Raw genomic sequence first — 20088 nt, forward strand, 5'->3', positions numbered from 1 at the left:
AGGATGCCGTGCTGATCACACAGGGCGCGCAGGCGCAGCATGAAGTCTTTCGGCGCGACGTAGAAACCGCCTTCGCCTTGCACCGGCTCGATGATGATGGCGGCGATGTCGCGCGGCTCGGCATCGTTCTTGAAGATGCGCTCAATGCTGGCGATCGCATCATCGGTGCTGACGCCGTGCAGCGCGCACGGGAACTGCGCGCGGAAGATGCCACCGGGCATCAGGCCCATGCCGGCCGAGTACGGCACCACTTTACCGGTCAGACCCAAGGTCATCATGGTGCGGCCGTGGTAGCCGCCGGTGAAGGCGATCACGCCAGCGCGGCCGGTGGCAGCGCGGGCGATTTTGATCGAGTTTTCCACCGCTTCAGAGCCGGTGGTGACCAGCAGGGTCTTCTTGGCGAAGTCGCCCGGCACGCGCGCGTTGATCTTCTCGCACAGCTCAACGTAAGGCTCATACGCCAGCACCTGGAAGCAGGTGTGAGTCAGCTTGGTCAGTTGCTCTTGCACCGCCGCCACCACTTTCGGGTGCAGGTGGCCGGTGTTGAGCACCGCGATGCCGCCGGCGAAGTCGATAAACTCGCGGCCTTCAACGTCGGTCACCGTGGCGTTCTTTGCCGACTCGGCAAAGATCGGGTGGATCTGGCCCACGCCGCGTGGAACGGCAGCGGTGCGGCGTTGCATCAAAGATTCGTTGGTCTTGCTCATAAAGTCCTCATTCGCCGGTCAATCTCGGCGTGGTTCAAGGATGAAAGGCAACCGGGGGAAGAGTGCGGTCAGCATTCGATGATCGACTACCGCACCCTGCGCATTGCTCAGGTTCATTTTCGCTGTTGCAAACCCAGGTGACCGGCTCGTTGGTTGAACCTGGGGTGTTTAATTTCCTAAAGGCTCCACCGCTCGAGAGCTTCGGGGCTAAGGCCAACGCCTTATGGCCGACGACCCGGAGGTCGATGCCCTTACACGCCCAGGCAGAGGTATTTGATTTCCAGGTAATCCTCAATGCCGTATTTGGAGCCTTCACGGCCGAGGCCCGAGGCTTTCATGCCGCCGAACGGCGCGACTTCATTGGAGATCAATCCGGTGTTGACGCCGACCATACCGTATTCCAGGGCTTCAGCCACACGGAACACACGACTCAGGTCACGGGCGTAGAAATACGAAGCCAAACCGAACTCGGTGTCGTTGGACATGGCGATCACTTCGGCCTCGTCCTTGAAGCGGAACAGCGGCGCCAGCGGGCCAAAGGTTTCTTCCTTGGCGACGGCGGCGTTGTTCGGCACATCTACCAGAATGGTCGGCTCGAAATAGCTGCCGCCGAGCGCGTGAGGCTTGCCGCCCATCAGCACGCGCGCGCCTTTACTGACCGCGTCTTCAATATGCTCCTGCACCTTGGCCATGGCTTTGGCATCGATCAGCGGGCCGGTGGTGATGCCGTCATCCAGACCATTGCCGATCTGCAGCTTGGCCACGGCAGCAGCCAGTTTTTCGGCGAAGGCGTCGTACACGCCGTCCTGAATGTACAGACGGTTGGCGCACACACAGGTCTGGCCATTGTTGCGGTATTTGGAAATCAGCGCGCCTTCAACGGCTTTATCCAGGTCGGCGTCGTCGAACACGATAAACGGCGCGTTGCCGCCCAACTCCAGCGAGACCTTCTTGATGTCCTTGGCGCACTCGGCCATCAACTGACGACCGATTTCAGTGGAGCCAGTGAAGCTCAACTTGCGCACGATCGGGTTGCCGGTCAGCTCGCTGCCGATATCGCCAGCGCTGCCGGTGACCACGCTTAACACGCCTTTCGGAATACCGGCGCGCTCTGCCAGAGCAACCAGCGCCAGCGCGGAGAACGGCGTTTGCGACGCAGGTTTGATCACCATAGTGCAACCGGCGGCCAGCGCCGGGCCGGCTTTACGGGTGATCATCGCCGCCGGGAAGTTCCACGGCGTAATGGCAGCGGTGACGCCAATCGGCTGCTTGATCACGATCAGACGCTTGTCTGGTTGATGGCCGGGAATTACATCGCCATAGACACGCTTGGCTTCTTCGGCGAACCACTCAATAAAGGAGGCGGCGTAGGCAATCTCACCCTTGGCTTCGGCCAGCGGCTTACCCTGCTCCAGCGTCATCAGACGGCCTAGATCGTCCTGATTTTCGATCAACAGTTCAAACCAGCGGCGCAGTTTGTTTGAGCGCTCTTTGGCAGTCAGCGCACGCCAGGCCGGCAAGGCGCGGTCGGCGGCTTCGATGGCGCGACGGGTTTCCGCTGCGCCCATCTTCGGCACGCTGCCGATGATTTCGCCGGTAGCCGGGTTGTTGACCTGGATGGTCTGGCCGCTGTCCGCGTCCAGCCAAACGCCGTCGATATACGCCTGCTGGCGAAACAGCTGGGTGTCTTTCAGTTGCATGGCAGTCTCCTAAAACCGACACCCAGGCATCGGTACACGTCATCGAATACACCGCGTGCTTGCGGCGCAGGGGCTTGATCAGCGAGCTCTTGCATCAGCTACCGCGCCAAAAGGTGAATGGCCATGGTTTTCAGCACGAGCGTTTGAAATCTCAAACGAATGCTAGGGTCAAGAGGGGTAAAGGGCAATAGCCTGTTCGAAAAAATTAACGCCTCATCACGCCTATTCAAGCCCTTAGTAGGCACAAACAGCTGACTAGAGCAGCCGTGCAGAATCACGAACAAGGCACCAGCATGGACGCCCGCCAGCGACATGCGTATGATTGCGCCCGCGCTGCACCAGTAGCTCAGCTGGATAGAGTACTGCCCTCCGAAGGCAATACTCATCGAGTTGAGAAGGGTGTCAGCTAATGGTCAAATGGACCGCCGCAACACATACGCACCAGTAGCTCAGCTGGATAGAGTACCGCCCTCCGAAGGCGGGGGTCGTGGGTTCGAATCCCGCCTGGTGCGCCATATCTGTATGATTTAAAAGCCTTTTCCTAAGGTTCTGCCGATCCAGATCCCGAATTGGCTAATCTCTCAAAATTGATCTCCATGCGGATACTCAGATTGTGGTGAGTACTGCCCGCAGCGCTCCTTTTCGACTCATTTTCGGGCTGTGCCAATTCTGTGCCTAAACCGTGCCTCAAAGTCTGGCCCCCTATTTTGCGCGCGGGGATTTTGAGTACTAGCCATAAAGAGCTGCAGCCACAACGCTCTATTCTGTTAAGCAAGGTTGCATGGTTCGGCCATTTGCCCGAGAACTGCTGGCCGGCTTTAGCCGTCCCTGCTGATGCCCTGAGCGCCGCCGGCCACCTTCAGGCAGCGCCGGCAGCGAAAAACACATGATCACTCGTGGAGATATGCCCAGCGCCCCAGCAGGGTTTTCGATTCGACCTGGTCGTAATTCTGCTTTGGTAAATAAACAAGTTGGTCCCAGTTCAAACCACTACCCGCTTTGAACAGCAGAGCCCATTGATTGCCATAGAAACCTTTGAGAGCCGCCTCGCCCGTTACAATCTCAAGTGGCGGCAGCCTGCCTGGGATCGCCTCGACAAAATCAGGTACAAGTTGTTCCAAGCGCTCAGGTGGCTCTCCGGTTGCCTTAATGTAATGCTCTATCGCAGTGACCAGAACAGCAGCACGCTCACCCGCCCGTTCATAGCCTTCCATTCTCATTGCTGTTCCCGCCTGCAAACCGGCAAGGCCGCCGAAAAGCACACCCAGCATGATGGCCGGGAAATACTCCCGCCACTTTCGGGTGACCAGCATAACCAGCAGCGCAACAAGCACATGGATTGCGGAATAAATCACCAAGAAGAAAACAATAACCTCCAAACTGTTACGTCCCCAAGGTGCATAACCAAGCAGCGGGAATCCTCCCATGACTAAGCAGGGTGCTGCAGCGATCATTGCAGCAATAGAAAAGCGAGCCCCATATTTCTTCATAAAAAATCCATATAAAAACCAAGAAATAAAGCAAACGCCACGCATAAAATGAAAAATATTAGTCAGCCAAGCCAGCAATTGAATGCTGCATAAGCGAACTAACGCTTTCAAGATTTTGCGTAAAGAAATCAAAGTATCGATTACCGCTTGGCAAAAGCACCACGATGTTTTCTTTTGCTCTAGTCAAGCCAGTGTAAACAAGCTCCGGCCCATCCAGATCGTTAACGATCATAAATACCGTGGGTGATTCAAAACCTTTAAAGCTATGAAGAGTTGATAATTTCATTACGCCGCTATTCAGGTTGAATCCTTGCTTACGGCTAGCGCTTAACTTGCGCAGCTCCTTGCTTTCTTTAGTACGCCCAAGTCCTTTCCCGCGAACTATCTCAACATCTTCCTTCGAGGCAAAGCTTGTAATCGTCCGTTCCTGATGGCGAGGCCCTTTCCGGATAGCAAAGTCGATCTCCCTCAGAACATCTTCCTTTGACGACACAATGGTGATGTCATTCGGGTGAATACCTTCGCGCTTCGCAATAGCGACAATGAGCTCAGCAACATCAAGCAACCTACCAGCTGACCATGTCCCTACGGCACTCAAGCTAATCCCTGGCAGAAAAGCGGTTTGCTGATAAGACTCATCCCCATCGAAAATATATTTCTCTGAAAGGAACTGCTTCTGAAAAGCTACAGACAATTGCAATACCGGAGAATTCTGCTTATATCTGAAGCTTTTAGACAGACGCTGCCAGCGCCCAAAACCGGAGATTATGCTTGCTCTTTTTTCCTCATCAACAGCACGCTCATAGATATTCTGTTTCTCATCCGCAAACAGAACCATCTCACCGCCTTCGGCTAAGAAATTCTTTCTGATGATTCGCTGCCACTCCGGCTTATAGTCTTGAGCCTCATCAATTAGGATAGTGTTGTATCTATGAGCAACATAATTATCCAAAACAGTTTCGTTCGAATAATAATGCTCTTCAAGGTATGCACTGAGGTCCGCCACGCCTTCTGGAACCTTCACTTCGACTCCGGCACTGCTTAGAGCCGCACTTATAAACTTGTGGTAATTGACAATATGGAAAGCACCCCAACTGAAGTCTTCGCGAACCTCACTAATTTTGTCCCTGATGAACATGCGAAGCGTCAGATTGAATGTGAGTATCAACACGGACTCGCCATGACGCTTGTGCGCATTCACCGCACGCTTCGCCAAGACGGAAGTTTTACCCGACCCTGCCACTCCGCACACCTTGGCGCGGCCGCCTTCTAGGCTCTCGGATAGCCGCTCCTGTGGCTTTGTATAGAGGATGGGCTTTCCTTCATTGGCGTAATGGAATGGGGGCTGCAGCAGGCGCATAAGCTCTGTATACACGCTCTCCTCAAACCGAGGATTCAGCTTGCCGCCAGAGAATTCAATTTTTCTAAGCGAGTCTCGCGCAATAGCTAAAGACCCCACATCGCGCTCAAGCTGCTTTTTTTTGTTGGCTAGGTAGAGCCGTCTATTTTCGTACTGCTCATGCCCGACTTCTCTTTCACGAAAAGCCTGTTGAATTTCATCCAACTCACTGCGCAGCTCATTTATAGCGGGCTCATAAAATTCTGCGATCTGATTTTTTGTAGCATTATGAAAGTACACGCAAACTTTTATCAGGCCGTAAAAAGTTTCGCTGGCCATACTTTTTTCAAGCAAGCCATTTGTATGCACCTCAAAAAGATTCTGCTTATATGAAAAAGCTTGAGCGAAAGGCGACTTCAGCAGCGCATTATTTTTAGCCAGACGCCACTGGTTTTTAACATCAACATTATAGCTGGAAAGACTCCAGTCTTTTACCTCAACAATTATGACCCCGACACCTTTCTTGATGATCACCACATCTGGGCGTTCACCATTAAAGCAGGGCTGGAAATAAACCTCAGCATCCGCGTCGAAATACTCTTCCAGGTAAGCAAGTAAAAATAGTTCTCCTTCGGTTGGCGGTTGCTTGGAGAGCTTGGCCTTTTCAATTCCCGGAATGACTTTCGCCATACATGAATTTTCCTGAAATTATTCTTATAATCATCATTACTGCTTATTCAAGCTTGCCTCTAAGCTACAACAAGGTAATCACTCACTCGCAAACATTAACCATCCACTAGGCCATTGAAACAATATCAAAGCATTTGTCCTCAATAAACTGCAGCAGCTTTTTTTGATAAATTTCCGCTCTCATTAATATTGCTTCATCTGTATGAGCCTCGTTATTTGAAACACCAATGCCGTGACCCGTTAAAACTCCGCCATGCTCCGTCAGAATACAACGATTGTGGAAAACATCGCTGCCGGCCGCTTCCCTCAGTTCAAAAACTTCAAATTGCAGACCTCCAAGCTCCCCGTTTAAATCTTTCATTACCCGATCTTTGACGTGATCAGCTGCTGGACTTCCACTGCCAGCATTCTTGCTCCCACGTTTCTCTTTATAGAAGAGAATTATCTTGGGCAGCTCGTCCGCAAGGCGGTTAGAAAGGATAGAATTAATCATGCATCGAACAAAACCTATAGCCTCATCCGACCAGCCAAATGGATCAATGATCACAATATACTTTGTAGATAGGCGCACCAGGTTGCCAACTACGGACAAAAGCCCTGCGTTGGTACGCTGTATATTTAATTGGTTATAGTGATTCCAGATGGTTCCTTGCAAGTACATGCTATCAGGCGTGATGTTATTTTTTGCGCGAATAGCAGACGAAGACAAAATCACGCCGAAAGGGGCTCGATCATCTTCGCTGACAACAGCTTCCGACCAAACGGAGCTTTTATGATCGGCCACATCCCTAATAACAACGGACTCGGTTAACTTAGCGACCATTTCTATATAACGCCGCCCAGATAGTGACTGGGTATCTTGAGGGCTATGCTGAAGCAAGTAGCTACGAAGCTTCGATACCTTTTTCTTTGGAAAGCTACTGACTAGTCGTGGTGTACCCAACCCGTACTCGCGAAGAAACTCCGCATAGTCACGATCATTTGATGCCCAGGCTGCTAGAACAGTTGGCTCAAGCGCATACTCATAAATCATCACAAAAGCTCCTCCCTGCGCTCAGCAAAAAAGCCATTGGGCCAACGGCTGGTGAACTCGCCATCTCGATCAATTTCGATACGCGTGGCCTTTACCCCGCCTGCCGCCGTGTCGAGGTAAATAATCGAAACATCCTTAGGTGCCAGTGGTTGCAGACCATCGGGCAGCTCGCCCTCAGTGCTTTCGCGAATGCGCCGCAGAATCCGCAAGATCAGATGTTCGCTGTGGGTCTCGATCAGGAAGCTGCATTGGCGATTGGCCTGGGTGAGCAAATCACCAACACCCACCTGAATTCGTGGGTGCACATGCAGTTCTGGCTGCTCGCAGGTCACAAGACCCTGGCGCGCGACCACAGCCGCCACAAGCAGCGGAAACAGCTGTGAAATCCCTACCCCAACCTCGGAGAAGGCTACCTCGCACTGCCGCGCGTCATCCCACAGCCCCCATTGGTTGCGAACCTGCTCAATAACAGCACCCTTTGTAGCTGTACTATCAGGCGCTAGTTCTTGCAGAAGCTCTTTCAACGTTTGAATGTCGATAGGCGCTTTTTGCTCTGCCGGATTGCCTTCCTCATCCACGCCACTAAAGCTGATCTCAAGCTTATCGCCATGCGCATCCAGCATCGCGCGCAACTCGCCCGGGCCGTCGTCACTGCCGGAGTACACTACCTTGCTCACTACCGACTTAGCGCGCAGTGAATAGCCAAGGCCGATGTGCTTCATCCAGTGGTTGATCTCAGTCAGCAAAGCCGGTGCCTTATGCTGGCGGCTCAGCGCGCTGACCACATCCCAGGCAGCAGCACCGCTGTACCAGTCTTTTTGCTCAGGGTAAGGATTAGCCTGGCGCAAGGCATCGGGCACCATGCGCAACGGACCGATGCACAAGCTTTGATTAAGTAGTGTCAGCAGGTTATCTAACGGGGCTACCAACACATCCGAGAGAATCTCGTGCAGCCGCGTGGTAATACGCGGGTCGTCATGATCAAAGGTGCTTTCCAGTCGCTTACCCAGCAACGGCAGCGCGCCAGCAAAACCCTTGAAGCCAAGTTCGGCATGGTCAAAGGTCATTTCAGGCATGTGCCAGGAATCGCGACGACTGACCGGCTGGGTTGGGCGCTGAACGTTTAGTAGCTCATGCAAAACGCTTACAAAGCCTTCGCCTTCGCGCTCAGCGGCTTCCTCCGCATCGCCTACTGTTAACAACGTTGGGTGCTGGTAATTGAGCCAGGCCAGCATCGGCTGCATCATCCCGGCATCGCTGGTCAGTTCTGCGATCAGCGTACCGTCCAGCCACAGCTTGTAGCAGGCCACGTAGGCGGTTTCGGCTGATTTAGACCAGGCGATATGCAGCTCCACCGCAAAGCGTGCAGCATCGGCGGTTGGGCTGTCGACGGTGAGGCCAAAATCCTCGTTGATCAGCTCATACAGCTGGTTGTAACTAGCGCCGATGCTGTCGTTTTTTGCGACCTGCAGCTTGATAACAATTCGCTTATTCAAGTCGCCGCCATTCACCAGGCTGGCAAAGCCGCCGATGTGTTTTTCGCCCAGCACGTCAATGCGCTGTGGGTCGCAGTGGCCTTTGGCAAGGATTTGCTGCAGATAAAACAGCGCCTGCAGCACCGAGCTTTTGCCGACGCTATTCGGCCCAAACATCAAGGTTACCGGCGCAAGCGGGATAACCTGGGTAGCCTGAAAGGAACGAAAGTTGGTGAGGGCGATTTCTGTAATACGCATGGTTTTTATGCTCTAGCTCGGCCTATAACCGGCAAATGGCTTATTTGTAATTTTTAGATGGCAATAGCTCAGCCGATGCATGAACTCACGCAGCGGCTGCCAGGCGCGAAGGCAGCCCAGGACAACTTTCGGCTGGGCCATATACCACTCGCAGCTCAACGAACCAACGCCAGCAAATTCTCGACGAGCTCTTTCAGCTCTGAGCGTTGTTCGGTGCCCTCTTGGTACATCGAACGCTGAAGAATCTGCTCTGCAGTCATGAGTGGCCAGAACTTGTCGATCACCTCATCCGCTTTGACGCGTGTAGCCTGACCGATGATTTTCTTCGCGTCGCAGGTATCAGTGAAATTCACACTTACCCCCGCTTGAACCTCAATCATGTCCGGGCACAGATAGTTTTCGATTTCGCGCTTTCGAGTTGAATAGAACGCTCGGCCTTTTTCTTCTACTTCTTCTTTGCGTTTAAGATTTTGCTCTGGCCGCCCACCAATGTCGGAGTCAAGAAACACACACCAGGGCAGACCAAGATCATCGGCCAGGTTGAGGGTGACCCAGTGTTTTACGCTACCGCAGCCGCCGATCAGGATCGGGACGATGCCGGCATCTTCGAGGCTGGACTCAAGGTGCCCGCCAGCCTTTAAGGTGTTCGAGGCGTGGCGGAGGAAGGTAACGTCTGACTTACCTTCAACCAGTACGACGCCCTTTGCCCGCTCCATACCTGTCTCGGGTAATACGCCAAGGCTCTCCGCAGCTTCTTTCAGTACAGCCTTATTCGGCATCTTGACGAAGGGGATGCCGTTCTCGCCCTTGGTGACGTAGCGGATACCTTCGATGGGCATCAGGCCGGCCAGGGCGGGGACGTGGGTGGTGACGATGATCTGCCGGTTGGGTTGGTTGGAAAGCTCCAGCAACGCCTTCATCAGCATCATCTGGTAGTTCGGATGCTGGGAGGTCTCCGGCTCCTCAATGGCATAAATCACATTACGCTGGGAGCCTGCGACCGCCTTCTCCGCCTCGGCGCGGAAGAAGTTGAGCAAGATCAGGCGGCGCACGCCGCTGCCTCGCTTGTTGATGGGGATTCCGTTCTCACCATCCAAGGTAAAGCTGAAACTCCACTTGGGCTTTTCCTTGAAGCGCGGGGTCAGCTCATTGGCCAGCTCGGGAGCCATTTCCCGAAGTTTGTCGAGGGTGCGGGCGGCGACATCCAGCACACTGGCTTCGATCTGCTGCTCCAGCGCGCTGATCTGATCCTGCAGTGCAGCCTGAGCTTCCTTGACCGCCTGCTGCAGCGGGTTCTTGGCCTCGGCATCACCATCACTGCTTTCACGATCCGCTTTGAACAGGGCGAAGGTGGGCAACAGGGCCTCGATTTTTTCCCAGATGGATTTGCTGTCGGTCGAAAGTCCTTTACTGACGTCGAGCAGCGTCTCCTGACAGGCAATAGGTCCCGCTGCCGCGCGAATGGCTTGCCGCCACTGAAAAGCCACACGCTGATCAGCAACACGCTCTGCAACACCCAGTTGTACGCCAAGCTTTTTCAGATCGGCCATCTTCAGGCTCAGCAGCCCCGCCAGTGCTTCATCTGCTGGGTGCTGGCAGCGGATAGCTGTGCGTTCTGGCTTACCGGTAGTGCTGGCCTTAAAGGTTTTGACGACCTCCAGCGCACCCTCGGCGTTAAGCAGGTATTCCTGCGCCAAGGAAGTCTCGGCATTCTCATCAAGTACCAGCGCCTCAGGCAGGCCGTCAAACTCACAGGCAATCTCGAACTGCTCAGCGCCCCCGGCCAGGCTGAAGCAGTTCATATCGCTCTTGTCGGCCTTGACGTCGCCGCTCTCGAAGAAGATCGCCAGGGCTTCGAGGATGGTAGATTTGCCATAGTCATTACGTCCAACGATGCCGGTCATGGCTTCGTCGATGGGAATGACCGTGGTAGTGCGATAGCCGCGAAAATGGGTGAGTTTGACGGACTTGAGGCGCATGGAGATTTCCTTATCTACTACAGCTGACCGGAAAATGCTTTTTGGCTTAACGAGCTAAATGTTGCCTCTGCCACATCAAGGTTCTCGGATTGCTTAAGCTGAAAACCCATTACTCGCTCGTATAGATTTTCATAGCTGCGCTGCAGAGATATTGGTGGAACCTGAATTTCGAGGCTTCTAATGTCAGAAAAATTTATGCCTGCTTTAACAGCTGACTTATTTTTAACAAAGAACTGCCTAACTCCCGCATCAGAAGATAAATAGGCCGATAAATATCTCGAATTTAACTCATCCTTTTTCAATCTGAGAATTGCCAAGTGCTGATTTACATACCCATCCTCTATGTCACTCGTCACGACTGATGATCGACCAAGATCTGCAGTAATCGAAAGCAACACATCTCCAGTTTGAATCTTTGTTCTAGCTGCTTCTGCACCTTTAGGCGCATTTACATATGCCATATCGGTCAGTAGAAGTTTATTTTTTCCAACATTTTGTATTCGGATAAATTTACTACCAGAGTCGCTGTAGTATTTAGCCCACCCGCGAGAACCACTTGTTAAGAACTCTAAGTGTTGATCTAAACTCGACACTTCCCACCCCTTCGGATTAGTCGCTGGATCGCCGAACATGTCCAGAAAAACGGCGAGGAGGAAGTCGTCAGCGAGATGGATGGCTTGCTGGCGTTTGCGTCGGATGGCGTCGGCCTTGTCGAGAATATCGGCGATGCGCTTTTGTTCGGACAGTGGTGGCAAGGGGATTTCGAGTTCCTTAATCTGCCCCAAACTCAGATTTGATATTGTTGCCGTGACCTTTCTTCCACTGATTTGGCCAGTCGCGTCTTCTGTTGAAAGCCAATACAGCAGAAATTTAGGCCAAAGCTTAGCCTCGTCGAATCGAAGTATGGCCACTGCTTGATTGCAATTACTTTCTGGAAAACCTGGCGGGACGATGGCTGTGCGCCCAATTGTGCCCGCAATTGTAATCAGAAAATCCCCCGGCCTAATTTTTGATCGCCCAAGTGCATTGTGTGTGTTCTCTTCAATATAAAGCACATCATCCAACGAAACTGTACTGCCGCTTATATTCTGAATGCGTAAAAATGGAACGCCATGTTCTGCAAAGTCAAAACCTACAGATGTAGGAGTTGTACCCTTGGTAACAAGATTGCATAGATCACCTAGCTTTTTACGACTGGCTATCACAGCATCCCCTCCAGCTCATCCAGATCCGCCATGATTTCCTGCTCCAGCCCTTTCAGCCGTTGCAGAATCACTTTCGGGTCTTCGTGCTGCTCCTGCTGGTATTCCACTTCTTTGTAGCGGTTGATATTGAGCTCGTACTTGTTGGCGGCAATCTCTGTGGCGGGAACGACAAAGGCCTTTTTGCGCTTGTCGCCGAACAGGGTATTGATGGTGCTGGCGCTGAGATTGCCTTCGACCATCTGCCGGTATTTTTGCCACTGAGTGATGGCATCAGGCAGGTCGTTACCCGCCTCGCCCTTGAGTGGCGTGCGTTTGTCGTCCAGCGAATAGCCGTCGGCTTGCAGGTCGTAGAACCACACGCGCTCGGTGCTGCCGCCCTTGGTGAAAATCAGGATGGCGGTGCTGACCCCGGCGTAGGGTTTGAACACGCCACTGGGCAGGCTGACGATGCCTTCCAGCTGGTTATTGTCGAGCAGCTCCTGGCGCAGTTGCTGGTGCGCCTTGGATGAACCGAACAGCACGCCGTCCGGCACGACTACGGCGGCGCGGCCACCGAGCTTGAGCGAGCGGAGGATATGGGCGACGAACAGCAGCTCGGTCTTTTTGGTTTTCACCAGGCCGAGCACATCGGGGTTGGTGTTTGTTTCGTCCAGGCTGCCTTTGAATGGCGGGTTGGCCAGCACCACGTCGAAGAAGTTCTGCTCTTGGCGCGGGTAGTGCTCCTTAATGGATTTGCTCAGGGAGTCCTGGTAGCGGATGTTCGCGCCGTTCACGCCGTGGAGCATCATGTTCATGCTGGAAACGCGGAGCATGGTGGTGTCGAAGTCGAAGCCCCAGAACATCTGGCTGTTGATGTGCTGGCGGTAGGGTTCGAGCAGGTTGCCGGAGTAATGCAAGTTGCCGTCTTCGTCGGTGAAGGTGCCTTCAGGGCTGGAGTGCACGCGGTTGAGGTATTCCATGGTGCGGGCCAGAAAACCCGCCGTGCCGCAGGACGGATCGCAGATCACCTCAGTGGGCTGCGGGGCGATCAGCTCGATCATCGCGTCGATGATATGGCGCGGGGTGCGGAACTGGCCGTTGATGCCGGCGGTGGTGAGCTTGCTCAGCAGGTATTCGTAGATATCGCCCTTTACGTCGCTCTGGGTTAGCGGCAGGTCGTTGACCATCTCCACAGCGGACGTCAGTACGGACTCGTTCTTGATCTCCAGATCGGCGTCCTGCATGTACTCGCTGATATGGCCGAGGCCTTCGCGCTCACCGCTCTCGCCTTCAGCACAGCCGAGTTGGGCGAAGAACGGGTAGACCTTGTTCTTGAGGTGGCTGTGCAGCTCCTTGCCGCTCATGTTGCGGAAGTTCTTCCAGCGCAGCAGCTGGCCCTCCGGGGTATTGGGGAACAGGCGGGCAAAGTCCTTACCGGTGCGGTTGGCTTTGCGCTCGGCGACATCTTCCTGCATGTCGAGCATGCGGGCGAACATCAGGTAGCTGATCTGCTCGATCACGGTCAGGGGGTTGGTGATGCCGCCAGTCCAGAACTTTTCCCAGAGCTTGTCTATATCAGTGCGGATTTTGCCGGTGAGCATTCAGTAGTCTCGATCTATAGGTTGGGCGGCCATCAGGCGGGTGCGCCGGGCTGGTCGGGGTTCTTCAAAAAGGGTTTGAGCACGGCCACCAGCTCGGTGACATCGGCGGGGGCGAACACGCCGTCGATGCCCTCGTGGGAGATGCTGGAAAACGGCGCATCGTAGAGCGTTTCAATAACGATGCTGCCGTGCTGGGCGATGTAGTTTTTCAGCAGGTTCATAAAGCGCACCTGCTGAGCGGTGAGGCTGGGATGGGCATGGAGGAACTGTTTGAAGTGCTCCTCGATGGCGTGTGCATCCAGGCCAATAATCTCGCGTACGGTGAGGTGCAGTTGATCCGCTGTGCGACCGTAGAACTCGTTAAGCACCTCCAGACTGACGCCGGGATGGCTGGTAAGGATGGTCGAGGTAAGCGTCTTCAGTTCTGCCTCTGCAATGGGCTCGCCCTTGTGGATTTTCTGCAGGGTCGGGTTGGCGGCCAGCATGCCGGCAAGGATGTCTTTAAGGCGGCGGCGGTAGATCATGGCCTCGCTGGCACCGGCAATCACGACCTTGCGCTCGTTCACTTCTACGCCGTCATCGCCAGTAGAAGTGCTGGGCATGGCATAGCCGCCCGTGCTGCCGGTTTGCCGGTATTTCATGATGCCGCGCAGTTCCTTGCGGGCGTTTTCCAACTTGTCGATGCACGGCTGCAGCCAGAAGTCGGCGCTGCGTACTTCGGCGATCAGGGCATCCTTCTGGCGTACGGCCTGGATATTCACGGCGAGCTTGTCCAGCTCGGCCAGCAGGGCAATTTTGCCATCCTCAAAACAGCTGGCCTGCTCGACGAGGCAGCACTGAATGCCGGCGATGAGCTTATCCAGCGCGGTGGCGTTTTTGTCGCGTAGCACACGGGCCGACATCAGCGGGGCAATGGTGTTGGCCAGCAGGTGTTGGGTTTTGCCATCGAACTGCTGCAGCTGCTGGGTTTGCTGCAACTGGTGCACGGCACGCAGCTCGCGCTTTACCGCCACGCTGGTGTCGGGCAGGTCGTTGATATCGGCGCGCAGCAGGGCAATGGCGGCATCAAAGGCAGCGGCATGGTTGTGACGCAGTGCAGCTTGGGCCAGCGCCAAGCGGGCCTCGAAGGTGGTTTGCAGCAGGGATTTGCTGCCGGTGTCTTCCGGCTCCTGATACTCCTGCTCGAAGAAATCGAAGTTGCCGTAGTGGTCGAAGATCAGAAACTCGGTTTTGTCTTTACCGGGGCCAAACAGGTTGGGGCGCAGGCGTGTGCCGCGACCGATCATCTGCCAGAACTTGACCCAGGATTTGACCGGCTTGGCGAACACCAGGTTGACCACTTCCGGTACGTCGATGCCGGTGTCGAGCATGTCGACCGAGATGGCGATGCGGAAGTCGTTATCCGGCTTTTTGAATTCCTTGATCAGGGTGTCCACGTGCGGGATGGCGTTGTGGATGACCTTGCAGACCTTGGTGCCGTACTGCGGGTAGAGCTTGCAGAAGAGCTTTTCCAGGTGCTCGGCGTGGTCCTGACGCTGGGCGAAGACGATGGTTTTGCCGACCAGTGAGCCGGTCTCATCCTTGATGCCGTTGTTGATCAGGTTTTCCAGAATGATGCGGTCGGTGTCTTCACTGAAGATTTTGCGACCGATGTCCTTGCCAGCAATGGTGGTGCGCTTGGCTTCCTCCTCGCCGAGGTCTTCTTCGAGCTGACGCTTCTGCGCGTCACTCAGGTCGTTGTAGTGGATGCCGTCACGCAGAAAATCGGTGGTGAGGTCACGCACGCGGAACGGCGTCAGATACGGCGGCTCGTTATTGATGGCGGCATCCAGGCCGAACTCGAAGGTGGGGTCGGTGGTTTCGCAGTCGAATATATCGAAGGTGTTGCGGCTGATGAACTTCACCGGGGTGGCGGTGAGACCAATCTGCAGCGCGTCGAAGTAGTCGAACAGGTCGCGGTACTTGTTGTAGATGCTGCGGTGGCTTTCGTCGGCGATGATCAGGTCGAAGAAGCCCACATCAAGCTGGGCGAAGCGGTTCATCATGCCCGGGTAGGTGGCGATGTAGATGCGGGCGGTTTGATCAACCTTGCCGGTTTCGCCAATCACGCAGCGCGGCTCGCTGGGCAGGTTTTGCTTGAAGGCCTCATCGGCCTGCACACGCAGCTCTTTGCGGTCGCAGAGGAACAGCACGCGCTTGGCCCAACCGGTGCGCAGCAGCAACTCAGCCAGGGCGATGGCCACGCGGGTTTTGCCGGTGCCGGTAGCCTGGATGATCAGGGCCTTGCGGCGCTGCTGCTGGAAGTGTGCGGCGACAGTTTTGATCGCTTCGATCTGGTAAGGGCGGTCGGCAATGCTCAGCTCGGGGTTGTGTTTCTCCAGCGTGGGAACGCGGTACTGGCGCTGGTAGGCGAGGTATTCCAGGCTGTCTTTGCTGTAGATGCCGTACACCGGGCGGTAGGTGTTGTACTGCTTATCGTCCCAGATAAAGGTTTCGTAGCCGTTGCTGTAGAAAATCACCGGGCGCTGCATGCCCATGCGCTCGAAGCCATCGGCGTACATGCGGGCCTGTTCGCGCCCGGCTTGCAGGCTGACGTTGCCGGATTTCTTCGCTTCGATCACGGCCAGGGGCTGACCGTTGTCGCCCCATAGCACGTAGTCCGCACGGCCCTTGCCGGAGACGTTGTCGGGGAAGTCGACGTCCACTTCCTGGCCGACCTGCGCGGGGTTGCTGACATCCCAGCCAGCTTGCAAGAGCATGGCGTCGATCAGCAATGCGCGCGTTATGGCTTCGTTCCACTGCAGGCTGTCGGCCACCTTCTGGCTCTGCTGCTGACGCTTTTGCTGGTCAGGCTTGGCGGGCGGGTCGACCTTGTCGAGGTGGCGGGTGCGCTCCTGCTCCAGCTTGTCCATCACGTTCTGCAGCGCTTCCTGCTGCTGGTTGAGTTCCTTCTCGTAGCTGGAGACGGTTTTCTGCAGGCTGGCCAACATCGCTGTTGGGTCTTTGACCTCGGCAAACTCGGGGATCGAGGCCTGCGCGGTGCCGTAGTACTTGATGGCCATGTACATGGCCAACTGGTAGGCGGTCTTCAGGGCCAGCTGGGCATTGCGCAAATCACCTTCGGCACCGTGGGCGGTGTCGTTGCCCTGAATGCGCAGGAAGTTGATCTGATGCACCAGGGGCTTGCTGACGCAATCAACAAACACCGGGTTTTTCACTAAGTCGTAGAAACTCGACTGCGGCATGCGCGGCAGCAGTTCTTCCTTGTAGATGGCTTTGGTCAGCTCTTCGGCAAAGCTGCGCAGACGGGTGAGCGCGCTGCCCGGATCGATGTGCAGTACAGCCTCGGCAAGACCGGCGAGGTTGGCCAGCAGCTCGTTGCCGGGGCGGAGGAACTCGAAGTTGACTGATTTCATAAAGGCGATTCTGTCCATGTCGGTCCTATAGCGAGGACCGTGCCAGTTTTATTCGATGCCGTATTTGTCCATCCAGTTGCTCAGCGTTTGCTGGCTTTTTAGGCCTAGCAGGCTGGCCGCCCGGGTTTTGTTGTTGCCAGTAAGCGTTAACGCCTTGCGCAGATAATGCCCTGCCACCTCGGCAATTACCTGTTGAAGATCAATACCTTGCGTAACATCCATGGCCAATACATCAGTCTGCGCTTGCGGCAGCTTGAACAGGGCTTGCTCGATATCATGAGCAGCAATCAAATCGCCCTCACACCAGAGCGCTGCGCGCAACAGGGTGGATTGCAATTCGCGAACGTTGCCACGCCAGAGGTGTTGAAGGATAAGATTTTTTGCTTCTGCGGAAATTTTCTTATCGCCGAGGCTGGCGTCTTGGCTAGCGATGCCCGCCAGCAGCGCTTCTGACAGCAACAGCAGGTCACCTTCGCGCTCTCTGAGCGGCGGGAGATGCAGCACACCCACGGCGATGCGATAGAACAGGTCTTCACGGAAGCGCCCGTGAGCGACTTCGTGCATCAGGTTGCGGTGAGTAGCCGTAATCAGGCGCACATCGACTGTGAGTTCCTGGCTTGAGCCCACGGGAGTGAAGGTGCCCTCCTGTAGCACGCGCAGGAGCCGCACCTGCACATCTGGCGTCAGCTCACCGAACTCATCCAGAAACAGCGTGCCGCCATGGGCCTGTTGGAACACCCCGGGCCGATCCGCAATAGCGCCGGTGAATGCCCCCTTCTTGTGACCAAACAAGGTGGAGTCGATCAGCTCCGGCACGATAGCGCCGCAGTTCACCGCAACAAAGGGCGCTGCAGAACGCGGGGCGGCGTTGTGAATGGCGCGGGCAAACAACTCTTTGCCGGTGCCGGTTTCGCCGTAAATCAGTACCGGAACCTGCTTCGCCGCGAGTATCTGCGCCTGCGCCTTGAGGGCCATCATGCGCTCGCTCTGCGTCACGATGCTGTCGAAGGCTGCATCCACAGGCGCATCCAGCCCGGCGAGCTGAACCAGCTTGTCGGTGCTGATGGCATTGGCGGCCGGCACATACTCGGCCGCGATTTCAAACGGCACTTCGACCCGCTGAACGCCTTGCTCAAGGGAGGACTGGTAGAAGGTCGCCGGATAGCGCGTTTTGCCCAGCAGAATCCACACCGCTTGCATGGCCGGCGTGCCGGGGCTGAGCAGAATGGAAAGATGATTCGCGGGAGTATTCAGGCGCTTTAAATGCTGGCTGGCCGCCTGGTAGATCTCCCCGAAATGAACGGGGGAAGACAGGGAAACGTAATGCGCGGTGATGGGTACATCGACCTGCTGGCGCAGCCAGGTCAGGTATGGCTCAACGCGCTCGGCGGGGTATGAGCAAAGAAGCTCGACGCTATCAACGGAAACCGTGTTCAGGGTCGCCAGAATCGGGCCTGCCTCAGCGCCTGCGACTGCTTTGAGATCATTCCCGCCAACCCAACTGGCCAATACGCGTTGCTTGTTTACCACTGTCCCTGTTCTCCCGGCCTCCCTCTTGCCCATCAGCGGGCAGGAGAAAATGTGCTCTGGTTCGCGTCCGGATAGTAAACCAATCCTTCAACCCGGGTCTTTAACTGCCTGACTGGATGTTCAAGTTGAGCTGTAGCAACAGCGCGGCTTTTGCTCCCAGCAAATATTGGTATGAGCTGCAGCCGGGGTAGAACGATGAAGGGGCCTTACGGCCCCTTGTGAACTTAGTTAGCCAACAGGCTTTCAAGCTTCTCGATCAGGTAATCCAGCGGGCTACGCCCCTCCAGGCGTTTTTCGAAAACTTCGTTGCGGTGATAGGCGACCCAGGTTTCAAGGGCATGCCGGTTATCCTTCTCGTAGCCAGAGCCCAGGATGCAAACAAGCTCAGTGCCACGGGGGTTCTCGAGGTAGTGACTCATGGCTGAAGCCAGATGCTTGAGGTACTTATGCTCGCGAGCCTCCATAGATGGATGCAGAGGGGTCACGTTGTCACGTTTGATCAGTTTCATGGTGGAACTCCTCAGGCCTTGAGATTGGCTTTGATCAGGTTGTCGAAGGCACTGCCATCACGCCGCGTCAGGTTGGGGACATAGCGCGAATAGACCCGGAACAGCATCTCAGTGGTGGTGTGCCCCATCTGCCGGGCGATCCACTCCGGGTTTTCACCGGCAGCGAGCCAAAGAGTCGCGGCTGTATGGCGGGTTTGGTAGGGACGCCGCCTGCGCAAACCCAGGTGACGCAGCAGCGGGTACCAAACCCGGTCGTTGATGTTGCGGTATGCGTGCGGCGTACCTTCGCGGGTGCAGAAGACGAACTGGCCGCTGCCGGTTTTCTCGCGCTGGCCGATGAGGGCCTGGTAAACCGGCTCGGACATGTCGATTTCACGCTGTGAGCCGTCGTTCTTGGTGTAGTCGAGCTTGCCGCCCACCCAGGTTTCACGGATCAGAATCTGCCGACGCTGAAAGTCGACGTACTTCCACTGCAAACCATCAACTTCGGCTGTGCGCATGCCGGTGAAGAAACGCACCGTGTAGTAGTTGCGGAAATCGTCACGCACTGTGCTGAGGATCTGCAGCACTTCATCCAGAGTGAAGGGCTCCACGTCTGTCTTGGGGACTTTCAGTGATTTGATGTTGAGGTATGGCGAGGTAAACTCGAAGCGGTCAGCTGCCTCACTAAGGATCATGCGCAATGGCGTCATGATGTGGTTGATTCGCGTCGCTGTCAGACTCTGACCTTTCTGCCCGGGGACTTTGCCGAGTGCCGAGCGGAAGGACAGAAGTTCTGCTTTGGTGATGGCGCTGACCTCTTTTTTGCCGAACTCAGGCAGCAAATGCTTATCGAGAGTAAGGCGTACGGTTTTGGCGTGCGTATCACGCCACTCGACCCTCATCTCCTCAAACCACAGTTCGGCAAAATCCCTGAACAGTGGTGTTTTCAGGGTTGCGCAGCCAGCCTGCAGGCGACTGATCTCCTGTACTTTGCTGCTTTGGGGGAAGTAGGTGGTGTAGTCGAAACTTCCAAGGGTGATTTCCGCTTCGATGCGCTCCAGGATCTTCTGCAGTTTTTTCCGGTTTGCGGGCGTATCAGGCAGCGTGGTCTGCTCGCGGCAGCGCTGATCCAGGTAGGTGAAGTCAAAGAACAACTTTTCGTTGTCGGCACGCGCTCGAATCTTACCCATGGCAG

13 protein-coding genes and 1 tRNA gene are annotated in these 20088 nt (G+C 55.3%); 1 reads left to right on the forward strand and 13 read right to left on the reverse strand.

Annotated elements, in window-relative coordinates; translation table 11 throughout:
- Window positions 1–707, reverse strand: a 707-nt coding sequence (locus AUK77_RS12450) for an aminotransferase class III-fold pyridoxal phosphate-dependent enzyme (protein ID WP_296130202.1), incomplete at its 3' end; no start/stop codon positions are given.
- A 251-nt stretch (window positions 708–958) separates the two neighbouring features.
- The gene (gene gabD / locus AUK77_RS12455) at window positions 959–2407 is read right to left on the reverse strand and encodes an NADP-dependent succinate-semialdehyde dehydrogenase (RefSeq protein ID WP_296130203.1); all 1449 of its coding nucleotides are present in this window, start codon (window positions 2405–2407) and stop codon (window positions 959–961) included.
- Between the two features lie 438 nt (window positions 2408–2845).
- On the opposite strand from gabD, the gene AUK77_RS12460 reads away from it, so the two are divergent.
- Window positions 2846–2922, forward strand: a tRNA-Arg gene (locus AUK77_RS12460).
- 375 nt (window positions 2923–3297) lie between these two features.
- On the opposite strand, the gene AUK77_RS12465 is transcribed toward AUK77_RS12460, so the two are convergent.
- The 11 genes from AUK77_RS12465 to AUK77_RS12515 all read right to left on the reverse strand — a co-directional run bounded on the left by AUK77_RS12465 (window position 3298) and on the right by AUK77_RS12515 (window position 20083).
- Complete coding sequence (locus AUK77_RS12465) at window positions 3298–3975, reverse strand: hypothetical protein (protein ID WP_296130204.1); 678 nt, start codon at window positions 3973–3975, stop codon at window positions 3298–3300.
- On the reverse strand, window positions 3956–5926 hold the full coding sequence (locus AUK77_RS12470; RefSeq protein ID WP_296130206.1) for a UvrD-helicase domain-containing protein: 1971 nt from the start codon (window positions 5924–5926) through the stop codon (window positions 3956–3958). Before AUK77_RS12470 ends, AUK77_RS12465 begins: the two co-directional genes overlap by 20 nt.
- Before the next feature lie 106 nt (window positions 5927–6032).
- Complete coding sequence (locus tag AUK77_RS12475; RefSeq protein WP_296130207.1) at window positions 6033–6962, reverse strand: hypothetical protein; 930 nt, start codon at window positions 6960–6962, stop codon at window positions 6033–6035.
- On the reverse strand, window positions 6959–8692 hold the full coding sequence (locus tag AUK77_RS12480; protein WP_296130209.1) for a DUF3696 domain-containing protein: 1734 nt from the start codon (window positions 8690–8692) through the stop codon (window positions 6959–6961). Before AUK77_RS12480 ends, AUK77_RS12475 begins: the two co-directional genes overlap by 4 nt.
- A 155-nt stretch (window positions 8693–8847) precedes the next feature.
- Window positions 8848–10671 (reverse strand): AAA family ATPase, encoded by a 1824-nt coding sequence (locus tag AUK77_RS12485; RefSeq protein ID WP_296130211.1) that lies wholly within the window; start codon window positions 10669–10671, stop codon window positions 8848–8850.
- A 17-nt stretch (window positions 10672–10688) separates the two neighbouring features.
- Entirely contained in the window at window positions 10689–11876 is a 1188-nt protein-coding gene (locus AUK77_RS12490; RefSeq protein ID WP_296130212.1) for a restriction endonuclease subunit S, read from the reverse strand.
- Window positions 11873–13456, reverse strand: coding sequence for a class I SAM-dependent DNA methyltransferase (locus tag AUK77_RS12495; RefSeq protein WP_296130214.1), 1584 nt, complete (start codon window positions 13454–13456; stop codon window positions 11873–11875). Before AUK77_RS12495 ends, AUK77_RS12490 begins: the two co-directional genes overlap by 4 nt.
- A gap of 32 nt (window positions 13457–13488) precedes the next feature.
- The gene (locus AUK77_RS12500) at window positions 13489–16872 is read right to left on the reverse strand and encodes a DEAD/DEAH box helicase family protein (RefSeq protein WP_296130216.1); all 3384 of its coding nucleotides are present in this window, start codon (window positions 16870–16872) and stop codon (window positions 13489–13491) included.
- 48 nt (window positions 16873–16920) lie between these two features.
- A complete protein-coding gene (locus AUK77_RS12505) occupies window positions 16921–18402 on the reverse strand; it encodes a sigma 54-interacting transcriptional regulator (RefSeq protein WP_296130217.1) in 1482 nt (493 codons plus the stop codon).
- A gap of 224 nt (window positions 18403–18626) precedes the next feature.
- Complete coding sequence (locus AUK77_RS12510) at window positions 18627–18911, reverse strand: hypothetical protein (RefSeq protein WP_296130219.1); 285 nt, start codon at window positions 18909–18911, stop codon at window positions 18627–18629.
- 11 nt (window positions 18912–18922) lie between these two features.
- Window positions 18923–20083 (reverse strand): site-specific integrase, encoded by a 1161-nt coding sequence (locus tag AUK77_RS12515; RefSeq protein WP_363079392.1) that lies wholly within the window; start codon window positions 20081–20083, stop codon window positions 18923–18925.
- Between the last annotated feature and the right edge of the window lie 5 nt (window positions 20084–20088).

This window comes from Pseudomonas sp. Ga0074129, from assembly GCA_001465025.1.
GTDB lineage: Bacteria > Pseudomonadota > Gammaproteobacteria > Pseudomonadales > Pseudomonadaceae > Aquipseudomonas.

Coding starts and splice junctions, on each gene's coding strand:
- gabD (WP_296130203.1), bottom strand. CDS start 2,407: ATGCAACTGAAAGACACCCAGCTGTTTCGCCAGCAGGCGTATATCGAC.
- AUK77_RS12470 (WP_296130206.1), bottom strand. CDS start 5,926: ATGGCGAAAGTCATTCCGGGAATTGAAAAGGCCAAGCTCTCCAAGCAA.
- AUK77_RS12480 (WP_296130209.1), bottom strand. CDS start 8,692: ATGCGTATTACAGAAATCGCCCTCACCAACTTTCGTTCCTTTCAGGCT.
- AUK77_RS12485 (WP_296130211.1), bottom strand. CDS start 10,671: ATGCGCCTCAAGTCCGTCAAACTCACCCATTTTCGCGGCTATCGCACT.
- AUK77_RS12495 (WP_296130214.1), bottom strand. CDS start 13,456: ATGCTCACCGGCAAAATCCGCACTGATATAGACAAGCTCTGGGAAAAG.
- AUK77_RS12500 (WP_296130216.1), bottom strand. CDS start 16,872: ATGAAATCAGTCAACTTCGAGTTCCTCCGCCCCGGCAACGAGCTGCTG.
- AUK77_RS12510 (WP_296130219.1), bottom strand. CDS start 18,911: ATGAAACTGATCAAACGTGACAACGTGACCCCTCTGCATCCATCTATG.
- AUK77_RS12515 (WP_363079392.1), bottom strand. CDS start 20,083: ATGGGTAAGATTCGAGCGCGTGCCGACAACGAAAAGTTGTTCTTTGAC.